This window comes from Vibrio sp. Vb1166 (genome assembly GCF_033338695.1).
Classification (GTDB): Bacteria; Pseudomonadota; Gammaproteobacteria; order Enterobacterales; family Vibrionaceae; genus Vibrio; species Vibrio alginolyticus.
The window spans coordinates 137,260-153,249 of the sequence record NZ_JAWOTE010000004.1; the positions used below are offsets into that span (position 1 = coordinate 137,260).

Sequence of the window (15,990 nt, forward strand, 5' to 3'; positions counted from 1 at the left end):
ATGGTTTTTTTATGTTTTATTCACGTGACCTATCTCTCGTTTTTTTAAATTCTCTGTTCTTTGCAGTGGTTGATATGCCACTTGATCCTACATTTTCTCTTAGAACGAGCTCTTCACAAAAATCTTATTGATATTCTTGATATTTTGTTGTGAATGCAATGAAAAAATTAAAATTTACAACACAAAATATTACCTATTTGAATGTGACTATGTGGATGTTTTGTTATAAAAGCGAGTTTTTGGCAAAAATGTCGTAGTTTTTGACAAGTATTCTTATCGGCCTCAAAATACACTGCCAGCCATTGATAATCCTCGAAGCGGTTTTCGAGGAGTGAGATTGAGGAACACACATGTTTACAGCTACGAACGTGTTGACACCGGAATTTATCGGGCAGCCGCTTGATAAGTTGTGGTCACTGATCTCGCCATTATATATGGTGGACGAGTCTCAATGGCTAGAGCAACTATTGCCACTAGCGACGCCGACAGAGGATGAAAAATCGGCGATCACTACCCAAACGACCCACCTTATCGAAGCCATTCGTGCCGATAAGAAGTCAATCCAGATGATTGATGCTTTATTGCTGGAATACAGCTTAGATACTCAAGAAGGTATCTTGCTGATGTGTCTTGCAGAAGCATTAATGCGCATCCCAGATGCCGCGACAGCAGATTCTTTGATTAAAGATAAGTTGAGTGTCGCAGACTGGAAATCTCACCTGAAGAACTCTGACTCTGTGTTTGTTAACGCATCAACATGGGGCCTCATGCTAACAGGTAAAGTGGTTGGTCTTGGTGAGCAAGGCACCCAGAGCCCAGGTCAGGCTGTAAACCGTCTGGTAAATAAATTCTCTGAGCCTGTGATTCGTAAAGCCATGTATCAGGCAATGAAGATCATGGGTCACCAGTTTGTTCGTGGTCGTACGATCGAAGAAGCGCAGAAGAACGGTCGTCCAATGCGCGACAAAGGTTTCACCTACTCGTTTGATATGTTGGGTGAGGCGGCGTTAACTACAGCGGACGCGAACAAGTACTTCAAAGATTACCTAATGGCGATCGAAGCGGTGGGTCGCGAGACTTACGGTAACGACACCAGCCCTGCGCCTTCGATTTCCATCAAGCTTTCTGCATTACACCCGCGCTACGAAGTCGCAAATGAAGAACGTGTAATGACAGAGTTGTATGACTCACTAATGCAGCTATTGAAACGTGCAATTGAAGTCGACGTTGCAATCACAATCGATGCAGAAGAAGCGGATCGCCTTGAGCTTTCCCTGAAGCTATTTGAGAAAGTATACCGTAGCGATCTTGTGAAGGGTTGGGGCAAGTTTGGTTTGGTTATTCAAGCCTACTCAAAACGTGCGCTACCAGTCTTGGTGTGGCTAAATGCACTCGCAAAAGAACAAGGTGACGTTATTCCTCTGCGTTTGGTTAAAGGCGCGTACTGGGACAGCGAAATCAAGTGGTCTCAACAAGCGGGTTATGCAAATTACCCAGTATACACTCGCAAAGAAGCGACGGACGTTGCATACCTAGCTTGTGCTCGTTTCCTACTTAGCGAAGGTGTTCGCGGTAATATCTACCCACAATTTGCAAGCCACAATGCTCACACGGTGACGGCAATTGCTGTCATGGCGGAGCACAAAGAATACGAGTTCCAGCGCCTGCATGGTATGGGTGATTCACTGTATAACCATGTTATGAAAATGTACGGTCAGCCAGTACGTATTTATGCTCCTGTCGGTAGCCATGCTGATCTTCTTCCGTACTTGGTTCGTCGTTTGCTTGAAAATGGTGCGAACAGCTCGTTTGTACACCGTCTAGTTGATGCGCGTTGTCCGATTTATGAGTTGACCCATCACCCTGTGGATGTGTTGACGGGTTTTGACACGATACACAACGACAAAATTCCATTGCCTGCCGATATTTTCCCTGAGCGTAAGAACTCATATGGCGTCAACATTGATATCGACAGTGAGGCGAAGCCATTTGAAGCGCAGGTAGAAAGCTTCATGGACAATCAGTGGGTTGCAGGCCCGATGATCAATGGTGAGCGTTTTGCCGAAAGCATGATCAAGGAAAATGCGGCTGAGATCATCACCGCACCGTACGATCGCCGAATTGAAGTCGGCAAAGTGGCATTTGCAACACTTGATCATGTTTCCGCTGCAATTGATGCGGCGCAAACTGCTTTCTCTGATTGGAAAACCGTTCCTGTTGAGCAAAAAGCGGCTTGTTTAGAAAAGCTTGCTGACTTAATGGAAGAAAATCTGGCTGAGCTGGTGGCGATTTGTCACAAAGAAGCGGGCAAGACGATTCACGATAGTATTGATGAAGTTCGTGAAGCAGTGGATTTCTGTCGTTATTACGCGAAACAAGCGCAAAACCTACAGCCATTTGAGCTAGAAGGCTTTGACGGTGTGAAACGCATTTCTAGCCGTGAAGGTCTTGGTGTGTTTGTGTGTATCAGCCCTTGGAACTTCCCGTTGGCTATCTTCCTTGGTCAGGTAACGGCAGCACTGATTGCGGGTAACACTGTGGTTGCAAAACCTGCTGAGCAAACAAGCTTAATTGCCGCTCGTGCTATTGAATTAATGCTTGATGCGGGTTTCCCTGCTGGTGTGATTCAGTTACTTACTGGTCGCGGCGCTGAGATCGGTCATGCACTGACTTCTCATGATGCTATTGCTGGTGTGGCATTCACTGGCTCAACGGCAACGGCGCAACGCATTAACGTCACGCTCGCGGAGCGCAGCGCGAAACCAGTTCCGTTTATTGCGGAAACAGGTGGCCAAAACGCAATGATTGTGGACAGTACTGCATTGCCAGAGCAGGTGGTGCGTGATGTGATTCGTTCGGCGTTTGCATCTGCTGGTCAGCGTTGTTCTGCCCTTCGTGTTCTATTTGTACAAGAAGATGTAGCAGACCGTATGATCAACCTGATTCAGGGTGCGATGAATGAACTGCATGTTGGTTTACCTTACCTACACAAAACAGATGTTGGTCCGGTTATCGACAGCAATGCAAAACAAAAACTCCTCGCTCACCTTGAGCAAATGAGCAAAACACAGACTAAAGTCGCTCAGCTACAGCTGGATGAATCGTGCCAGCATGGTGACTTTGTCTCACCAAGTGCGTTTGAAATCTCGGGCATCGATGTGCTGAAAGAAGAACAATTTGGTCCAATCTTGCACATTATTCGCTTTAAAGCGTCTGAATTACCGAACGTGGTTGCGCAGATCAACAAAACGGGTTTTGGCTTGACGATGGGTATCCATAGCCGTAACGAAACCACGTACCGTTGGATTGAGAAACATGCTCGAGTAGGTAACTGCTACATCAACCGAGACCAAGTTGGCGCTGTGGTTGGTGTACAGCCGTTTGGTGGTCAAGGCTTGTCGGGTACTGGCCCGAAAGCTGGTGGTCCACACTACCTATTCCGCTTTACTCAACATCTTCTTGCTCAAGCAGAAAACGCATAAGGAGTCGCATTATGGTTCATCAGATCACCTATTTTAAAGATGCATTCTCTGCGTGGGAGCAGTGGAATCTGACTGATTTTGATTACAAATGCGAGCATGTTCTGGCATTTAAATCTGCACTAGAAGGGCAGCAGTCTACCGTTGCCAAAGTGGTTTCTTACCACTTGCAACAAGCATCAACTCTTCTTGCAGAAACTCACCAGTTAGTTGGCCCTACAGGGGAAACTAACGAACTGTATGCCGCAGGACGCGGTGTGGCTTTGGTGATTTGTGAAAACAACATCGAGCCTGCTGATAATGCGTTATACAGTGCTTTTGCGATGATCACCTGTGCCTTAATTGCAGGCAACAGTGTGGTCGTTTGCAGTGACAATGCAGAGCTAAACCAACTGGTTAAGCAAGCTGTAGCGTTGGCAAACTTCCCATCTAACTTAGTCCAGGTTGTTGCGTACGATGCGTCTGCCCCGTTGCTTGAGAGCGATGTACGTAGTGTGGGTTATGTTGGGCGTTCACAGGTTGAGCATGCGCTCAATCTTCAACTAGCTAAGCGTGACGGTGCAATCGTCGGCTTAGTTTCTGAAACGGATTTAGAGTCACCGAAATTGGCTCATGATCCTCATCTCTCGTTGCGCTTCATTACTGAGTGCACTCGAACGATAAATATTACCGCGGTGGGTGGTAACGCAACTCTACTCGAGTTGGGGAACGAAACTCACTAACCTGACTTGTAATGCCAATCTGGAGTAACTGGACTGAGAGCCGGTCCAGATTGGTTTTTTATACTCTGATGTATTGCTGAGACGGTAAAATATCAGGGCAGGCAAGGAAGGAAATAATTATAACGAGGACTATCTAATGATAGAAAATAGCTTTGCTATCACGTCCACTTTTGTGGCGTATTTACTGATTATGGTTGCTATTGGCGTTTACGCGTATAAGAGGACTTCCAATTCATCTGACTACTTCCTAGGTGGCCGTAGCCTAGGTCCGTGGCCTGCTGCATTATCTGCAGGTGCTTCAGACATGAGTGGTTGGCTGCTGCTAGGCTTGCCTGGCTATGCGTACGCTGCGGGTATCGAGGCCTTCTGGTTAGCCGGCGGTCTACTTCTTGGTACATGGGCAAACTGGCTCATCAGTGCAAAACGCCTCCGTACCTACAGTATCCAAACTGACGCGCTAACGTTGCCAGAGTTCCTGTCACGTCGCTTCAACGATAAGTCGAAACTGATTCAGACAATCTCTGCGTTTTTCATTCTTCTATTTTTCCTTTTCTACACCAGCTCAGGTTTGGTCGCAGGGGGCAAACTGTTTGAGACGGTATTCGGTCTAGATTATACCTACGCTGTTATCATCGGTACGGTGTGTGTCGTTTCTTACACACTATTCGGTGGTTTCCTAGCGGTATCTTGGACTGACTTAGTGCAAGGTCTGCTAATGGCGGCTGCGCTAATGATTGTTCCTATAGCGGTAATGGACGGTGGTTTAGGTCAGCTAAGTTCTGATCTACATGACATCAACCCAGAACTTGCAACGCTATGGAATGACGCGAAAGGCGAACCATTGTCTGCGATTGCCATTATCTCTCTAGCGGCGTGGGGCCTTGGTTACTTTGGTCAGCCACACATCCTAGCGCGTTTTAAAGCGTCTCGTTCAAACAAAGATCTAACGACTGCACGTCGTATCGCAGTGATTTGGACGGCACTATCTATGGTTGGTGCAATGCTTGTTGGTCTTGTTGGTCTGGTTTGGGTTACGGGTCATCCGGGTACTCAACTAGAGGACGGTGAGAAGATCTTCATGCTATTGGTTAACGCAGTATTCCATCCTGTCGTTGCGGGTATGTTGTTAGCAGCAATCCTAGCGGCGGTAATGAGTACCGCTGACTCACAGCTCCTTGTTTCATCTTCAGCGCTTGCAGAAGACTTCTACAAGCAAGTATTCAAGCCAGAAGCGTCTTCTGAAGAAATCGTAATGATTGGTCGTATCGGTGTTATCGTTATTTCGCTTGTTGCGCTATTCCTAGCGATGACGCCTGATAGCTCAGTACTTGGTCTTGTATCTTACGCTTGGGCTGGTTTTGGTGCGGCATTTGGTCCTGCGGTTGTACTTAGCCTTTACTGGAGCGGTATGAACCGTAACGGCGCGTTAGCAGGTATTCTTGTTGGTGGTATCACTATCGTAGTTTGGAAGCAGCTAACTGGCGGTTGGTTTGATGTGTACGAAATCGTACCGGGCATCATCTTCTCTACGCTTGCCATCATTGTGGTAAGTAAAGCAACGGGCGGTGCTGCGCAAGACGTGTTAGACCAACACCAGTCGTTCGAGAAAAAACTGGTTGAACTAGACTAGTAACTTCCCGTATATGAACACAAAGCCCGCTATTTTAGCGGGCTTTGTTTTATCTGAAACTTAATTAACGTTAGTGGCGGTAGCTTGAGATCAGAGCTTAGCATTGCTCGGTTAGATTGGAGTGTTAGTCGCGACGAATTTTGGCGTAAATAACGGTGTTACTCAGCTCTCCCGATGTAGTCAGACGTTCGTTTCTGAGCTCTCCTTCGAACTCATAACCACAGCGCTCGGCTACAGCCCTGCTCTTTTGGTTGGTGCTATCAGCATGAATTGCGATTCTCTTTGCGCCCAAGTCATCAAACGCATAGCGCTCAACTTCGAGCACAGCCTCGGCAACATAACCATTGCCAACGGCAGCATTATCTAACCAATAACCTATCTCAAAGGACGGTACGTCGGGATCTCGAATCATCAGGCCGACCGCACCCAGTAAGCGATCGCTTTCCTTTTCAATCATGTAGTAACGCAGCTCTTCTTCGAAGTTTTCAAAGTTTGCGATGGCTTTCTCTGTCCCTTCTATCATCGCTTCTAATGTCAGCACATGAGGCACCCACGGCAGATAGACTTCGAGAGTTTTTTGGCTGCGAACGACAGCTTGATGCGCCTCTTCGGCTCGTTCTAAACAAGCAGGGATGAGTTTGAGACGTTTCGTTTCCATGCCGACTCTCCTATGGGTGAAAAATGAACGGAAAATCATTTAAACAGATGTACTTAGAATGATCTAGTCAACGCCGTCATATTATTCACTTGGTTTGCCAGAGAGAAACTGAGAGAATCGAACCGTTATCAAACCAACTAGGTTCATTATGAAACTTTTAGTAAGAAACTTGGCTCGTCACATGACCGAGCAAGATATCCGCAAATTATTCTCAGCGTACGGCAAAGTAGAACTGTGTTCGCTAGTGCTTGATCAAGACACGGGTTTGTCGAAAGGCTTCGGTTTTGTCATCATGCCGGACGAAGCAGAAGCCATTTCTGCTCTTGAAGCACTGAATTTGACGAACGTAGAAAAAAGCAAAATTCGCGTGAAAGTCGCACAAGACTAATACAGAGAAAAGCCAGCGTTATTGCTGGCTTTTTTGTCTTTCTATTTAGAGACCAAATTGGCAACATTCTAGAATGTCTTCTCTTTTCGTTTTAGCGAGATTGATCATCAATTCTCTCTTCAAGTTGTTTCATTAAATCCTTTAACTGTAGAGAATCGAAATTGTCTGAATTCGGCACTTGGTAAGCGTCGTTGACTGTGTAGAGCATCAAACTTTTGCTAGAGAAGAACTCTTTCTGTATTTGGACTTTGACAATGTCATCAAGAGGTAGACGGAAGTAAACCGTTGAGCCCTGGCGATACTTCAAGGTGTTGGTGCTTGCATCGATATCTAGCGTTTTAGGATTGAACGCGCGGCGCGTGAAGTACGTTGAGAGCAGTTTCAATCCTATTATTGTGAGTGCTACGAGTCCAAACTCGACGATCTTGTCTGCTAGGTAGGAAAAATAGAACAGCGACAACAATACAGCTCCTAGCAAGAAAGGGTTGTTCTTGGGCAGATTTTGTGAAGTTTCATGGATGATCATCCGACATATCCCTCTTCTATACGCGGTAAACTCACCGCACCAAGTAACTCCTCAGTGTTTCGCAAGGTAATAGCGTACGCTACGCCTTGATGCTGCTGATACATCGGATCGTGCCTATCTATCCATGCTTGCGCCATCGGTCGCTCATAAGGATGAGGGATGTTTGCTGTCATGTCGGCAATTCGCTTATCTCCAGCGAGTAAAGCCACTTGTTGGCAGTCATCGATATTGAATGGCCGGAGGACGAGTCTTTCGGTAGTGAGAATCGGTTGTATCGTCATGCATTTCTTCCTTGATGAGACGGCTATAGCTGCTAGCAACTGGTTTGCGGGGTAAATCAAGATAACAAGGCGTCTCGAAAGCTCGATCTAGCCAGCTGTAAAGTTGTCATGCGCCTTACTAAATAATAAGCCCGAACAATTGCTTATGTGTAATGTGTCGTATCATTACACACATAAGCACGTTTGCTCATATTGATGGTACAAAAGTTGAGGTCTGACCAATGTCTCAGTTTTTTGATACTTTCGTTCAATTTTTTGAAGATAGGGCACAAAAAATTAAAGGAGCTTTTTAATTGTGGAATTATTTTGAACAAAATATGTCAATTGTCAGTAGGACGAAAAAGTAGGGAGAAGAGAAATGCCGGATATATATTGCGCAGCTTGTAGAAAATCAACGCAACATAAAGTGATTATGAAGCGTTGCGAGCCTCAGTCTGTTGACTCGTTAACAGGCAAAATGGTGAGTTTTACACAGCTGATGGCGAAATTTGTATCAGGTGAACATTATTACGAGATGGAGCCTCAATACTACTGCCGTTGTTGTAATCATCGTGCAATTGGAGAGGTTGTTCCACATCCTGCACGGCATACATCGGCCGCACTCTAACTCTGAGTGATAGCCATGATTAATGGCTAAATAGGGCGGCGTTGCCCGAACGACATATCTATACAGGCGTGTCATGCGCTTTCAAATTTGCGACTCCGCGGGAGCCGATAGGTTGCTTTTTCTCTTCATATCACGGTTACTAAGTGAGCGGCAATAATCATAGCTCTTTCCCTCCTTCGTTGTTTTCTGGTTATTCTCTGCTGAATTTCACATGCTGTGCATTTGATGGTTTGCAATTGTTTGAGCAACGATTAATGTGATGCTTTCTAAGTGGTTACAAGGAAGTGGGTTAATGAGTTATCAATTGGACCGGATTGATTTACATATTTTGAGAGTGCTTCATTCGAGAGGCAGAATTCCGGTTGTAGAACTAGCAAAGCTGATTAACTTAACGACTTCTCCATGTTCTGACCGTGTAAAGCGACTAGAAAAAGAAGGGTATATCAATGGTTATCATGCGGAGTTGAATGCGGAAAAGTTGGGGCTGGATGTGCAAGTATTCATCCATATTCGTTTAGACCAAACCAGTTTTTCTATTTTTGAAAAGTTTGCGAAAGCGGTGGAATTGATGCCTGAAATTGAAGAGTGCTACTCGCTCTCTGGAGATTTCGATACCATGATAAAAGTTCGTGTTAAGAGCATGAAAGCGTATCAGGAGTTTATGTCGAGCAAGTTAGGCACGCTTCCGGGCGTGATTCAAACTCGTAGTGAAGTGGTCATAGAAGAACATAAAACGGGATTTGGTGTTAATCCCGAGCTCCTTGGTTAGGCGAGGCATGTGTTGATCCTCCTTATTTAGCGTGGCTTGGTATATTACTTTTTCACGATTAAAAAAGGAGCCGAAGCTCCTTTTTTAATAAATCGGTGAGCGATTATGCCCCGATAAAGGTGCTGATAACGCCAATTAAACCACCAAAAACACCGCCCCAAACGACTAGCCAGCCAAGGTGTTGTTTGATCATCTTTTGCACCATTTCTCTAACTAATGCCGGTGTTAATTCGCTTAAACGTTGATCGATGATACCTTCAATGTTCTGCTTTATCTCATCCATCATTGCAGGAGATTCGAATTGCTCTTTCAGTGCTTCTTTGATGTTATCGCTCTTGCTCAACTCAATGATGGATTCTTGCATCTTTTCGACGAAAGGTTGGCGCATGGGTTGTAGCGCTTCCGAGCCGCCAAACATCGCTAGCATGCCACCAAACTGAGAGCCTTCAATTACTTCCACTAGGGAATCAAATGCTGGATTTAAATCTACTTTCTCAATTACTGGTTGAAGATCGATGTTCACACCGCCCGCCATTTCTTTATTCAAGAATCGGTCAATGTTCGCTTCAGTAAAAAACTGTTCCATCATCAGGTTTTTGATAGCCAGTTTAAACTCTTCAAATCGCGCGGGGATCACGCCAGAACCGTATAATCCAGGCACTTTCTCAAACAGCATATGGATGGCAAGCCAGTTGGTGATGGCGCCTGAGAACGCAAATAGCCCCGCATACCAAAGATAGTCGTTTTGTAATTGATGACCTCCAGCCATCAAAGCGATAGCGAGGACATTCGTTAGCAAACTTTTGTTCATAGTGACCAGTTATATGTGAATATCGGAAAGAATAAGTGGGCCTGATTCTATACCTAAGTCACATTGAGATGCTAGGTTTTGCCGTGATGAGTGACCGTGTTGCGAAGGGATAAAAATGGATGTACAGAAAAACAAAACCCGACAATCATTGTCGGGCCACTGCTTTTTCTTAGAAAAACTAAGATTCTATTTTTAATTTTAGATGCGGTAGATCTTAAAACAAAGTTGGCATTTCCATCTTTCTGAGTAGCCAAATAGCTTGTCAGCCCAACTTGGTTTGAGTTGTACGATCTGCATTGAACCACATTTACACATAAGCTAATTACCTTATTGTTAATATAATAACTAAGCCATCTATTGAGTATAGCTGTTTCTCAAAAAGTGAAATGACAAATGAAGACGGCTCAATACTCTGTATTGTGTTCATTGAAATGGATACGCAACGAGGCGGTATATTAGCAGAAAAAGTGTGAGCTTTATCATGGAGAGTGTTTCATATATGAGAAACCATAATGGCTATATGAGCGTCTAGCCATGGATTAAAATAAAAAACGGCGCTTAAAGCGCCGTTTTTATTGAGCTTATCACTCGTTAAGAAGCGTGTTGATTGTCTAGCTCTTCAGCGATAAATCCGCCAGTTTGATGCGCCCAGAGCTGGGCGTAAATACCGTTATTCGCAATGAGTTCTTGATGAGAACCTTGTTCAACGATGCTGCCTTTATCTAGCACGATGAGGCGATCCATTTGTGCGATGGTCGATAATCGGTGAGCGATAGCAATAACCGTTTTCCCTTGCATTAATTCATTCAAGCTTTCCTGAATCGCTGCTTCGACTTCTGAATCCAGAGCCGATGTTGCTTCATCCAGTACCAGCAATGGTGCATCTTTGAGTAGCACACGAGATATTGCGATACGCTGACGTTGGCCGCCAGACAGTTTCACACCACGTTCACCAACTTGCGCATCGTATCCGACATTACCAAATGGGTCGGTCAGAGTTTCGATAAACTCATGGGCATGCGCTTGCTTAGTGGCTTTCAGCAAATCTTCTTCTGTCGCATCTGGATTGCCATACAAAATATTGTCTCGAATTGAACGGTGTAGCAGAGAAGTATCTTGGGTCACCATACCGATCTTTGAACGCAAAGAGTCTTGTGTGACTTCTGAGATGTTCTGTCCATCGATCTTAATGCTGCCGTCTTCGACATCGTGGAAACGAAGTAACAAGTTCACCAAAGTCGATTTTCCGGCGCCGGAGCGCCCAACCAAGCCTACTTTCTCTCCTGGTTTGATGTTGAGGTCGAGATGGCTAATCACGCCTTTGTTCTCACCGTAATGGAAGCTGACGTTATCAAAGTGAATGCCTCCTTCAGTGACAACCAAGTCTTTTGCGCCTGGTTTATCTTTAATATCAATAGGCTTAGAGAGCGTTTTCATTCCATCGACAACGGTTCCCATATTTTCAAAGAGGGCGCCAACTTCCCACATTATCCACATCGACATACCGTTTACGCGCAATGCAAGACTAACAGCAATCGCAATCGCGCCAACGCTAATGGCACTATCCAACCACAGGTAAATCGATAAAGCAGCAACGGAAAATACCAAAATATAGTTTGAGATCTCTACAGCGACGTCGAAGCCGGTCACTAGGCGCATTTGACGATAGACCGTATTCAAAAATCCTTTCATGCCTTGCTCGGCATATTGGGTTTCGCGCTGGCTATGAGAAAACAGTTTGACGGTTTGAATATTGGTATAACTGTCGACGATACGCCCTGTCATTGTCGAACGTGCATCGGCCTGCGCTGAAGCGACGTCTTTGAGCTTAGGGACAAAATAGATTTGGATAGCGATGTAAGCGAGTAGCCAGACGATCATTGGGATCATCAAACGCCAGTCTGCCGTCGCTAACATAATGATCATGCTGGTAAAGTAAACCGTAACGTAAACAAACACATCCATAGCTTTCATTACGGTTTCGCGCACAGCTAATGAGGTTTGCATGACTTTCGTTGCGACTCGGCCTGCAAAATCATCTTGATAGAAGTTCAAGCTTTGATTGAGCAAATACCGGTGTGCAAGCCAGCGGATAGACATTGGGTAGTTGCCCAATAACGTTTGATGAACGAGCAACGAGTACAAGATCACCAATATAGGCATGACAACCAGCAATAAGGCTCCGTAGAAAATCAAATCCGATTTATTGTCTTGTAAGAACGTTTCTGGATTGCTGGTAGACAGCCAATCAACCAATTGTCCCATGGCGCCAAACAACATTACCTCAACAACAGCCACAATTGTGGCCATCAAAGACATGATGATCAAAGGCTTTTCATAACCACGAGTGTAATAACGCAGAAAAGCGAACATCCCTGAAGGAGGCTGATCCGGTGTAGATTTGGGGAATGGCTCTGTAAAGCCTTCAAATCGTTTAAACATAACTCATCCTAAAGTTAAAACAGTGCCATTTGGGGTGGCTAAATCCATCGATTCACGCTGCTTTGGGCGAAACCGCGTGTATGAGAGTTTCTTGCCTGCTCCTCGATAAAGCAGACCGATTGACGAGAGGGGCGAAAAAATAGTCTAACCGATTGTGTCTTAAATGTAACTAGTTGGTTATGAGTGTGATTGTCTATGGTTCTGATTCTTATGATGAATTCTTATCATGTTCATCACGGTGCAATAAAAGCTTAAACCTGCAAAGTGACAATAAAATTTATGGAAAAATGAACTTAATGCAGCAAAAATTACTTTTGGGCAATTAAATTAATTGTCAAAACAGCAAAACTGAAGTTAACAATAAATTTACAATCTCCTCATTCTAGTGATAAGGAATGTATTGGATGCTATTACACGAATCAGTGACCCAATTTGCTAATGGGAAAGAAGAAAGCACGCAAAGTGCTCAGCGCCAAACCGCGAACTGCGTAGTGATGGTGCCACCGAAAGAGTTTCGTTTTAATGAAGAAACCGCACAAGATAATGAGTTCCAACATAAAGTGTCACTCAGCCAAGAAGAAGTCTCACGTCGAGCAATGGCCGAGTTCGCGAGTATGGTTGCAACGCTGCGTCAAGAGGGCGTTCAAGTTGTTGAATTTGATTATCCAACTTCAGGTGTTGCAACGCCAGACGCGGTATTTCCAAACAATTGGTTTAGCACTACGCCAGATGGCACGTTGTACACCTTTCCAATGGCCTGTGAAAACCGTCAAAAAGAAGTACGTCCCGATGCACTTGTGGCAGCACTAGCGCAAGCAGGGCGAGAAGTTCATCGACGCAGCAGTCTAACTGAATATCTTGACGAGCAAGCGTATTTAGAAAGCACGGGTGTGATGGTGTTTGACCACCTAAATAAAACGGTCTACGCCGCACTCTCACAACGTTGTGATCGTCTGGTTTTAGAAGATTACGCCGATCGTATTGGCTATGAACGAGTGATTTCTTTCCAAACTCGTTTGCCGTCTGGTGCGCCGATTTATCACACCAATGTGATGATGGCGGTTGGCGAACAGTTTTGCGTGATTTGTGACGAAGTGATCCCAGAATTTGAGCGTCGTTTTGTAATGAAGTCACTCGCCAAAGACAAGCAAGTCATCTCAATTTCGCTTGATCAGATGAACCAGTTCTGCGGTAACATTCTGCAACTGGAAACGATCAACGGCGACAAGGTGATTGCGATGTCGCAATCGGCGTACGATGCATTCTCACCAGCACAAAGAAACCAATTGGCAACGCACGGTAAATTGCTGCCATTCGACGTTTCTACCATAGAATCTATTGGTGGTGGTTCGGTTCGTTGCATGTTGGGTGAAGTGTTCTTACCGAATCGTAAAGCTGTGCTTTAATAAACTGCACATTTCTTTTCAGCCGCAGTGAAAGGCTGATGAAGCGTTCTCTTCAAGGGTTTTTAGCCGTTAGCTCTGTGGCAGTACAGACTAACGGCTTTTTTGCGCTTTTTAGTTTTCTGACGATTTGCGTAGGCGACGCTTGGTTTAAGCACCTAAAATAGGATGGTTCACCTAGCAGATTGTGGTAAAGTCCGCGCCTGCGTTTTACCGCATCTTCATTATTTTTATTGCTTCTTCAACCCAAAGTACAAGGTTTTCGTTAATGCCATTTTCTACTCTCTCATTGAGTTCTGAGCTGATTCACGCACTGCCAAAAGACTTCAAGAAACCGACCGATATTCAAGCGTTGGCCATTCCTGAGCTGTTGGCTGGTCAAGATCTATTGGCTTTGGCAAATACAGGCAGCGGCAAAACCCTTGCTTATGGTTTGCCTTTGTTGGAAAAGCTGGGTGTCAATCCAGAGCAAAAAGCGCTGATTCTTGTGCCAACTCGTGAGCTGGCAATGCAAGTGAGTGAAGCAATTAACCAAGTTGGTCAAGTTCTTGAACTCAACGCAGTGTGTTTGTGTGGCGGCGTTGATAAAGAGCAACAACAGCAGGCGCTAGCGACAAATCCTCATATCCTTGTCGCGACGACTGGTCGTTTGGTTGACCTAGCAAACAACGGTTTAGACTTAAGCAATATCCATTACCTAGTGTTGGATGAAGCGGATCGTCTGTTGGATATGGGCTTTTGGCCTGACGTACAAAATATTGCGGGGCTTATTTCAAACCAGCGTCAAACCGCAATGTTCTCGGCAACGTTTTCAGATGAGTTGAAGGGTAAAGCGAAGCTGCTTATGCAGGCACCAAAGCAAGTTGCAGCGCATCAAGAAAACAGCACCAACCAAGATATTGCTGAAACGCTGTACCTCGTCAACAAAGGCAGTAAAACCAAGGCATTGATTGAACTGATTCAAAAAAACGCGTGGACTAAGGCATTAGTCTTTATTGGTGCGAAAGAGAACGCCGATGGCTTAGCGAAGAAGCTGAATAAAGCGGGCATCTCAACCAATGCGTTGCATGGCAATAAGAGTCAAGATGAGCGAGAAGAAGCACTGGCGCAGTTTAAATCTGGGCAAATTCAGGTGTTGATTGCCACCGATCTACTAGCGCGTGGCATTCACATTGAGCAATTACCTGTAGTGATCAACTTTGAACTGCCAATGTATGCAGAAACCTATGTTCACCGAGTAGGACGTACCGCTCGCGCAGGCGAACAAGGTGTCGCGATGTCATTGGTTTGTCATGGTGAAATGGACGCACTAAGCGCGATTCGTCACCTGACTCAACGTGTATTACCAGTGCAAGATCTGGCAGGTTTTCCAGTAACGGATAAGCCATCAACTGGCGAGAGCAAACGCGCGCCACGCGATAAAAAAGCCAACCGCCGAACTAATGCTAAGAAGAGCATTAAGCAGTTCCAAGGTAAGTCGAAACGCCCAGCCCCGAGTGCGAAGTAAAACAAAAAACACGCTCTGACGGCATAGTCGGTTCAGAGCATGGCTTACAAATTTTACTTTTGAGTATTAACGGCAGTTGGGCCAACCAAGCGCATTTCCCAATCTTCAACTTCGCCAGTTTCTAGACGGCGCTCGACCAACTTGCCCCAAGACTCGACTAACGGCAGCTCAGACAGCTTAGTGAGTTCTTTTCTATCTAAACAGCCAGTGAAAACCGCACCCATGATACGAGCCAGTGGCCATTCTGGATAAGGTCTTTCGCACAGAATAATCTCGTCACCTGCACCGATATCGCCTTCTTCCAACACTCGGAAATACCAGCCTGTTCGAAGCGTATCTTGCAGTCTTCTCGCCATGTCGTGTTGGTCAAAACGTACGTTAAGTTTCCAACAAGGCATGCGACCTTGCGACACTTCCAGTAGTGTTGAGCCGATGCGAATTTTATCTTTCAAGCAAATCGTGGATTCGGTGACGCCTTCGGAGGCGATGTTTTCGCCAAAGCCGCCGGCGGATTGGAAAATTGGTCTTTTGCCTAATTCTTGTTGCCAGATTGGGTAGTGCTCGCTTGGGTAAATATGAAGCGCTTTTTGAATGCCACCATGAAAGCGCGGATCACCTTGCTCATCACTGGTAAAACCAAGCTCTGTTGCGTGCTGGCGCTCAGGTAGCACTTGTTTGTTGATTGCGCTTTGCGCTCCATGAGCATAAGGGACGGTTTTCCCTGCTAGCACAGCTTTTACGACGCCGATTTTCTTCATATAACCTCC

The 15,990-nt window shown here is 45.4% G+C and carries 13 protein-coding genes and 1 pseudogene; 8 read left to right on the forward strand and 6 right to left on the reverse strand.

All coding sequences use genetic code 11. The features are described 5' to 3' along the window. Positions 1 to 350 precede the first annotated feature (350 nt). The 3 genes from putA to putP all read left to right on the forward strand — a co-directional run bounded on the left by putA (position 351) and on the right by putP (position 5,831). On the forward strand, positions 351 to 3,482 hold the full coding sequence (putA, locus tag R7E51_RS06500; protein WP_138939518.1) for a bifunctional proline dehydrogenase/L-glutamate gamma-semialdehyde dehydrogenase PutA: 3,132 nt from the start codon (positions 351 to 353) through the stop codon (positions 3,480 to 3,482). Positions 3,483 to 3,493: 11 nt separating this feature from the next. Then, a complete protein-coding gene (locus R7E51_RS06505; RefSeq protein ID WP_172563667.1) occupies positions 3,494 to 4,201 on the forward strand; it encodes a 1-pyrroline-5-carboxylate dehydrogenase in 708 nt (235 codons plus the stop codon). Between the two features lie 136 nt (positions 4,202 to 4,337). Further along, entirely contained in the window at positions 4,338 to 5,831 is a 1,494-nt protein-coding gene (putP, locus tag R7E51_RS06510; protein WP_005374582.1) for a sodium/proline symporter PutP, read from the forward strand. Between the two features lie 124 nt (positions 5,832 to 5,955). Here the strand turns inward: putP and R7E51_RS06515 are convergent, their stop codons facing one another. Beyond that, complete coding sequence (locus tag R7E51_RS06515; protein ID WP_042522265.1) at positions 5,956 to 6,489, reverse strand: GNAT family N-acetyltransferase; 534 nt, start codon at positions 6,487 to 6,489, stop codon at positions 5,956 to 5,958. A gap of 148 nt (positions 6,490 to 6,637) precedes the next feature. Here R7E51_RS06515 and R7E51_RS06520 point away from each other — a divergent pair, with 148 nt between their 5' ends. Further along, positions 6,638 to 6,877, forward strand: a complete 240-nt coding sequence (locus R7E51_RS06520) for an RNA recognition motif domain-containing protein (RefSeq protein ID WP_005374587.1) — start codon at positions 6,638 to 6,640, stop codon at positions 6,875 to 6,877. A 91-nt stretch (positions 6,878 to 6,968) separates the two neighbouring features. Here the strand turns inward: R7E51_RS06520 and R7E51_RS06525 are convergent, their stop codons facing one another. Continuing rightward, a complete protein-coding gene (locus R7E51_RS06525) occupies positions 6,969 to 7,403 on the reverse strand; it encodes a hypothetical protein (protein WP_033906609.1) in 435 nt (144 codons plus the stop codon). Positions 7,404 to 7,408: 5 nt separating this feature from the next. Further along, positions 7,409 to 7,684 (reverse strand): annotated as a pseudogene (locus R7E51_RS06530) (GNAT family N-acetyltransferase); the annotation flags it as partial. A gap of 358 nt (positions 7,685 to 8,042) precedes the next feature. On the opposite strand from R7E51_RS06530, the gene R7E51_RS06535 reads away from it, so the two are divergent. Together R7E51_RS06535 and R7E51_RS06540 are read left to right on the forward strand one after the other, a co-directional pair. Continuing rightward, the gene (locus tag R7E51_RS06535; RefSeq protein WP_081007959.1) at positions 8,043 to 8,291 is read left to right on the forward strand and encodes a hypothetical protein; all 249 of its coding nucleotides are present in this window, start codon (positions 8,043 to 8,045) and stop codon (positions 8,289 to 8,291) included. Between the two features lie 292 nt (positions 8,292 to 8,583). Next, the gene (locus R7E51_RS06540; RefSeq protein WP_005374595.1) at positions 8,584 to 9,060 is read left to right on the forward strand and encodes an Lrp/AsnC family transcriptional regulator; all 477 of its coding nucleotides are present in this window, start codon (positions 8,584 to 8,586) and stop codon (positions 9,058 to 9,060) included. 103 nt (positions 9,061 to 9,163) lie between these two features. Here the strand turns inward: R7E51_RS06540 and R7E51_RS06545 are convergent, their stop codons facing one another. Beyond that, complete coding sequence (locus R7E51_RS06545; RefSeq protein ID WP_206957607.1) at positions 9,164 to 9,871, reverse strand: DUF445 domain-containing protein; 708 nt, start codon at positions 9,869 to 9,871, stop codon at positions 9,164 to 9,166. A gap of 591 nt (positions 9,872 to 10,462) precedes the next feature. Continuing rightward, the gene (locus R7E51_RS06550) at positions 10,463 to 12,313 is read right to left on the reverse strand and encodes an ABC transporter ATP-binding protein (protein ID WP_005374597.1); all 1,851 of its coding nucleotides are present in this window, start codon (positions 12,311 to 12,313) and stop codon (positions 10,463 to 10,465) included. Positions 12,314 to 12,717: 404 nt separating this feature from the next. Between R7E51_RS06550 and R7E51_RS06555 the strand changes: the two genes are divergently transcribed. Together R7E51_RS06555 and R7E51_RS06560 are read left to right on the forward strand one after the other, a co-directional pair. Beyond that, a complete protein-coding gene (locus R7E51_RS06555; RefSeq protein ID WP_206957609.1) occupies positions 12,718 to 13,719 on the forward strand; it encodes an arginine deiminase-related protein in 1,002 nt (333 codons plus the stop codon). Positions 13,720 to 13,984: 265 nt separating this feature from the next. Beyond that, on the forward strand, positions 13,985 to 15,223 hold the full coding sequence (locus R7E51_RS06560; protein WP_206957611.1) for a DEAD/DEAH box helicase: 1,239 nt from the start codon (positions 13,985 to 13,987) through the stop codon (positions 15,221 to 15,223). Between the two features lie 53 nt (positions 15,224 to 15,276). On the opposite strand, the gene R7E51_RS06565 is transcribed toward R7E51_RS06560, so the two are convergent. Continuing rightward, complete coding sequence (locus tag R7E51_RS06565; RefSeq protein ID WP_206957613.1) at positions 15,277 to 15,981, reverse strand: MOSC domain-containing protein; 705 nt, start codon at positions 15,979 to 15,981, stop codon at positions 15,277 to 15,279. Positions 15,982 to 15,990 lie beyond the last annotated feature (9 nt).

Excerpts from the sequence above, each read along its gene's own strand:
- putA (WP_138939518.1), top strand. The coding sequence starts at position 351 with ATGTTTACAGCTACGAACGTGTTGACACCGGAATTTATCGGGCAGCCG.
- R7E51_RS06505 (WP_172563667.1), top strand. The coding sequence starts at position 3,494 with ATGGTTCATCAGATCACCTATTTTAAAGATGCATTCTCTGCGTGGGAG.
- putP (WP_005374582.1), top strand. The coding sequence starts at position 4,338 with ATGATAGAAAATAGCTTTGCTATCACGTCCACTTTTGTGGCGTATTTA.
- R7E51_RS06515 (WP_042522265.1), bottom strand. The coding sequence starts at position 6,489 with ATGGAAACGAAACGTCTCAAACTCATCCCTGCTTGTTTAGAACGAGCC.
- R7E51_RS06520 (WP_005374587.1), top strand. The coding sequence starts at position 6,638 with ATGAAACTTTTAGTAAGAAACTTGGCTCGTCACATGACCGAGCAAGAT.
- R7E51_RS06525 (WP_033906609.1), bottom strand. The coding sequence starts at position 7,403 with ATGATCATCCATGAAACTTCACAAAATCTGCCCAAGAACAACCCTTTC.
- R7E51_RS06535 (WP_081007959.1), top strand. The coding sequence starts at position 8,043 with ATGCCGGATATATATTGCGCAGCTTGTAGAAAATCAACGCAACATAAA.
- R7E51_RS06540 (WP_005374595.1), top strand. The coding sequence starts at position 8,584 with ATGAGTTATCAATTGGACCGGATTGATTTACATATTTTGAGAGTGCTT.
- R7E51_RS06545 (WP_206957607.1), bottom strand. The coding sequence starts at position 9,871 with ATGAACAAAAGTTTGCTAACGAATGTCCTCGCTATCGCTTTGATGGCT.
- R7E51_RS06550 (WP_005374597.1), bottom strand. The coding sequence starts at position 12,313 with ATGTTTAAACGATTTGAAGGCTTTACAGAGCCATTCCCCAAATCTACA.
- R7E51_RS06555 (WP_206957609.1), top strand. The coding sequence starts at position 12,718 with ATGCTATTACACGAATCAGTGACCCAATTTGCTAATGGGAAAGAAGAA.
- R7E51_RS06560 (WP_206957611.1), top strand. The coding sequence starts at position 13,985 with ATGCCATTTTCTACTCTCTCATTGAGTTCTGAGCTGATTCACGCACTG.
- R7E51_RS06565 (WP_206957613.1), bottom strand. The coding sequence starts at position 15,981 with ATGAAGAAAATCGGCGTCGTAAAAGCTGTGCTAGCAGGGAAAACCGTC.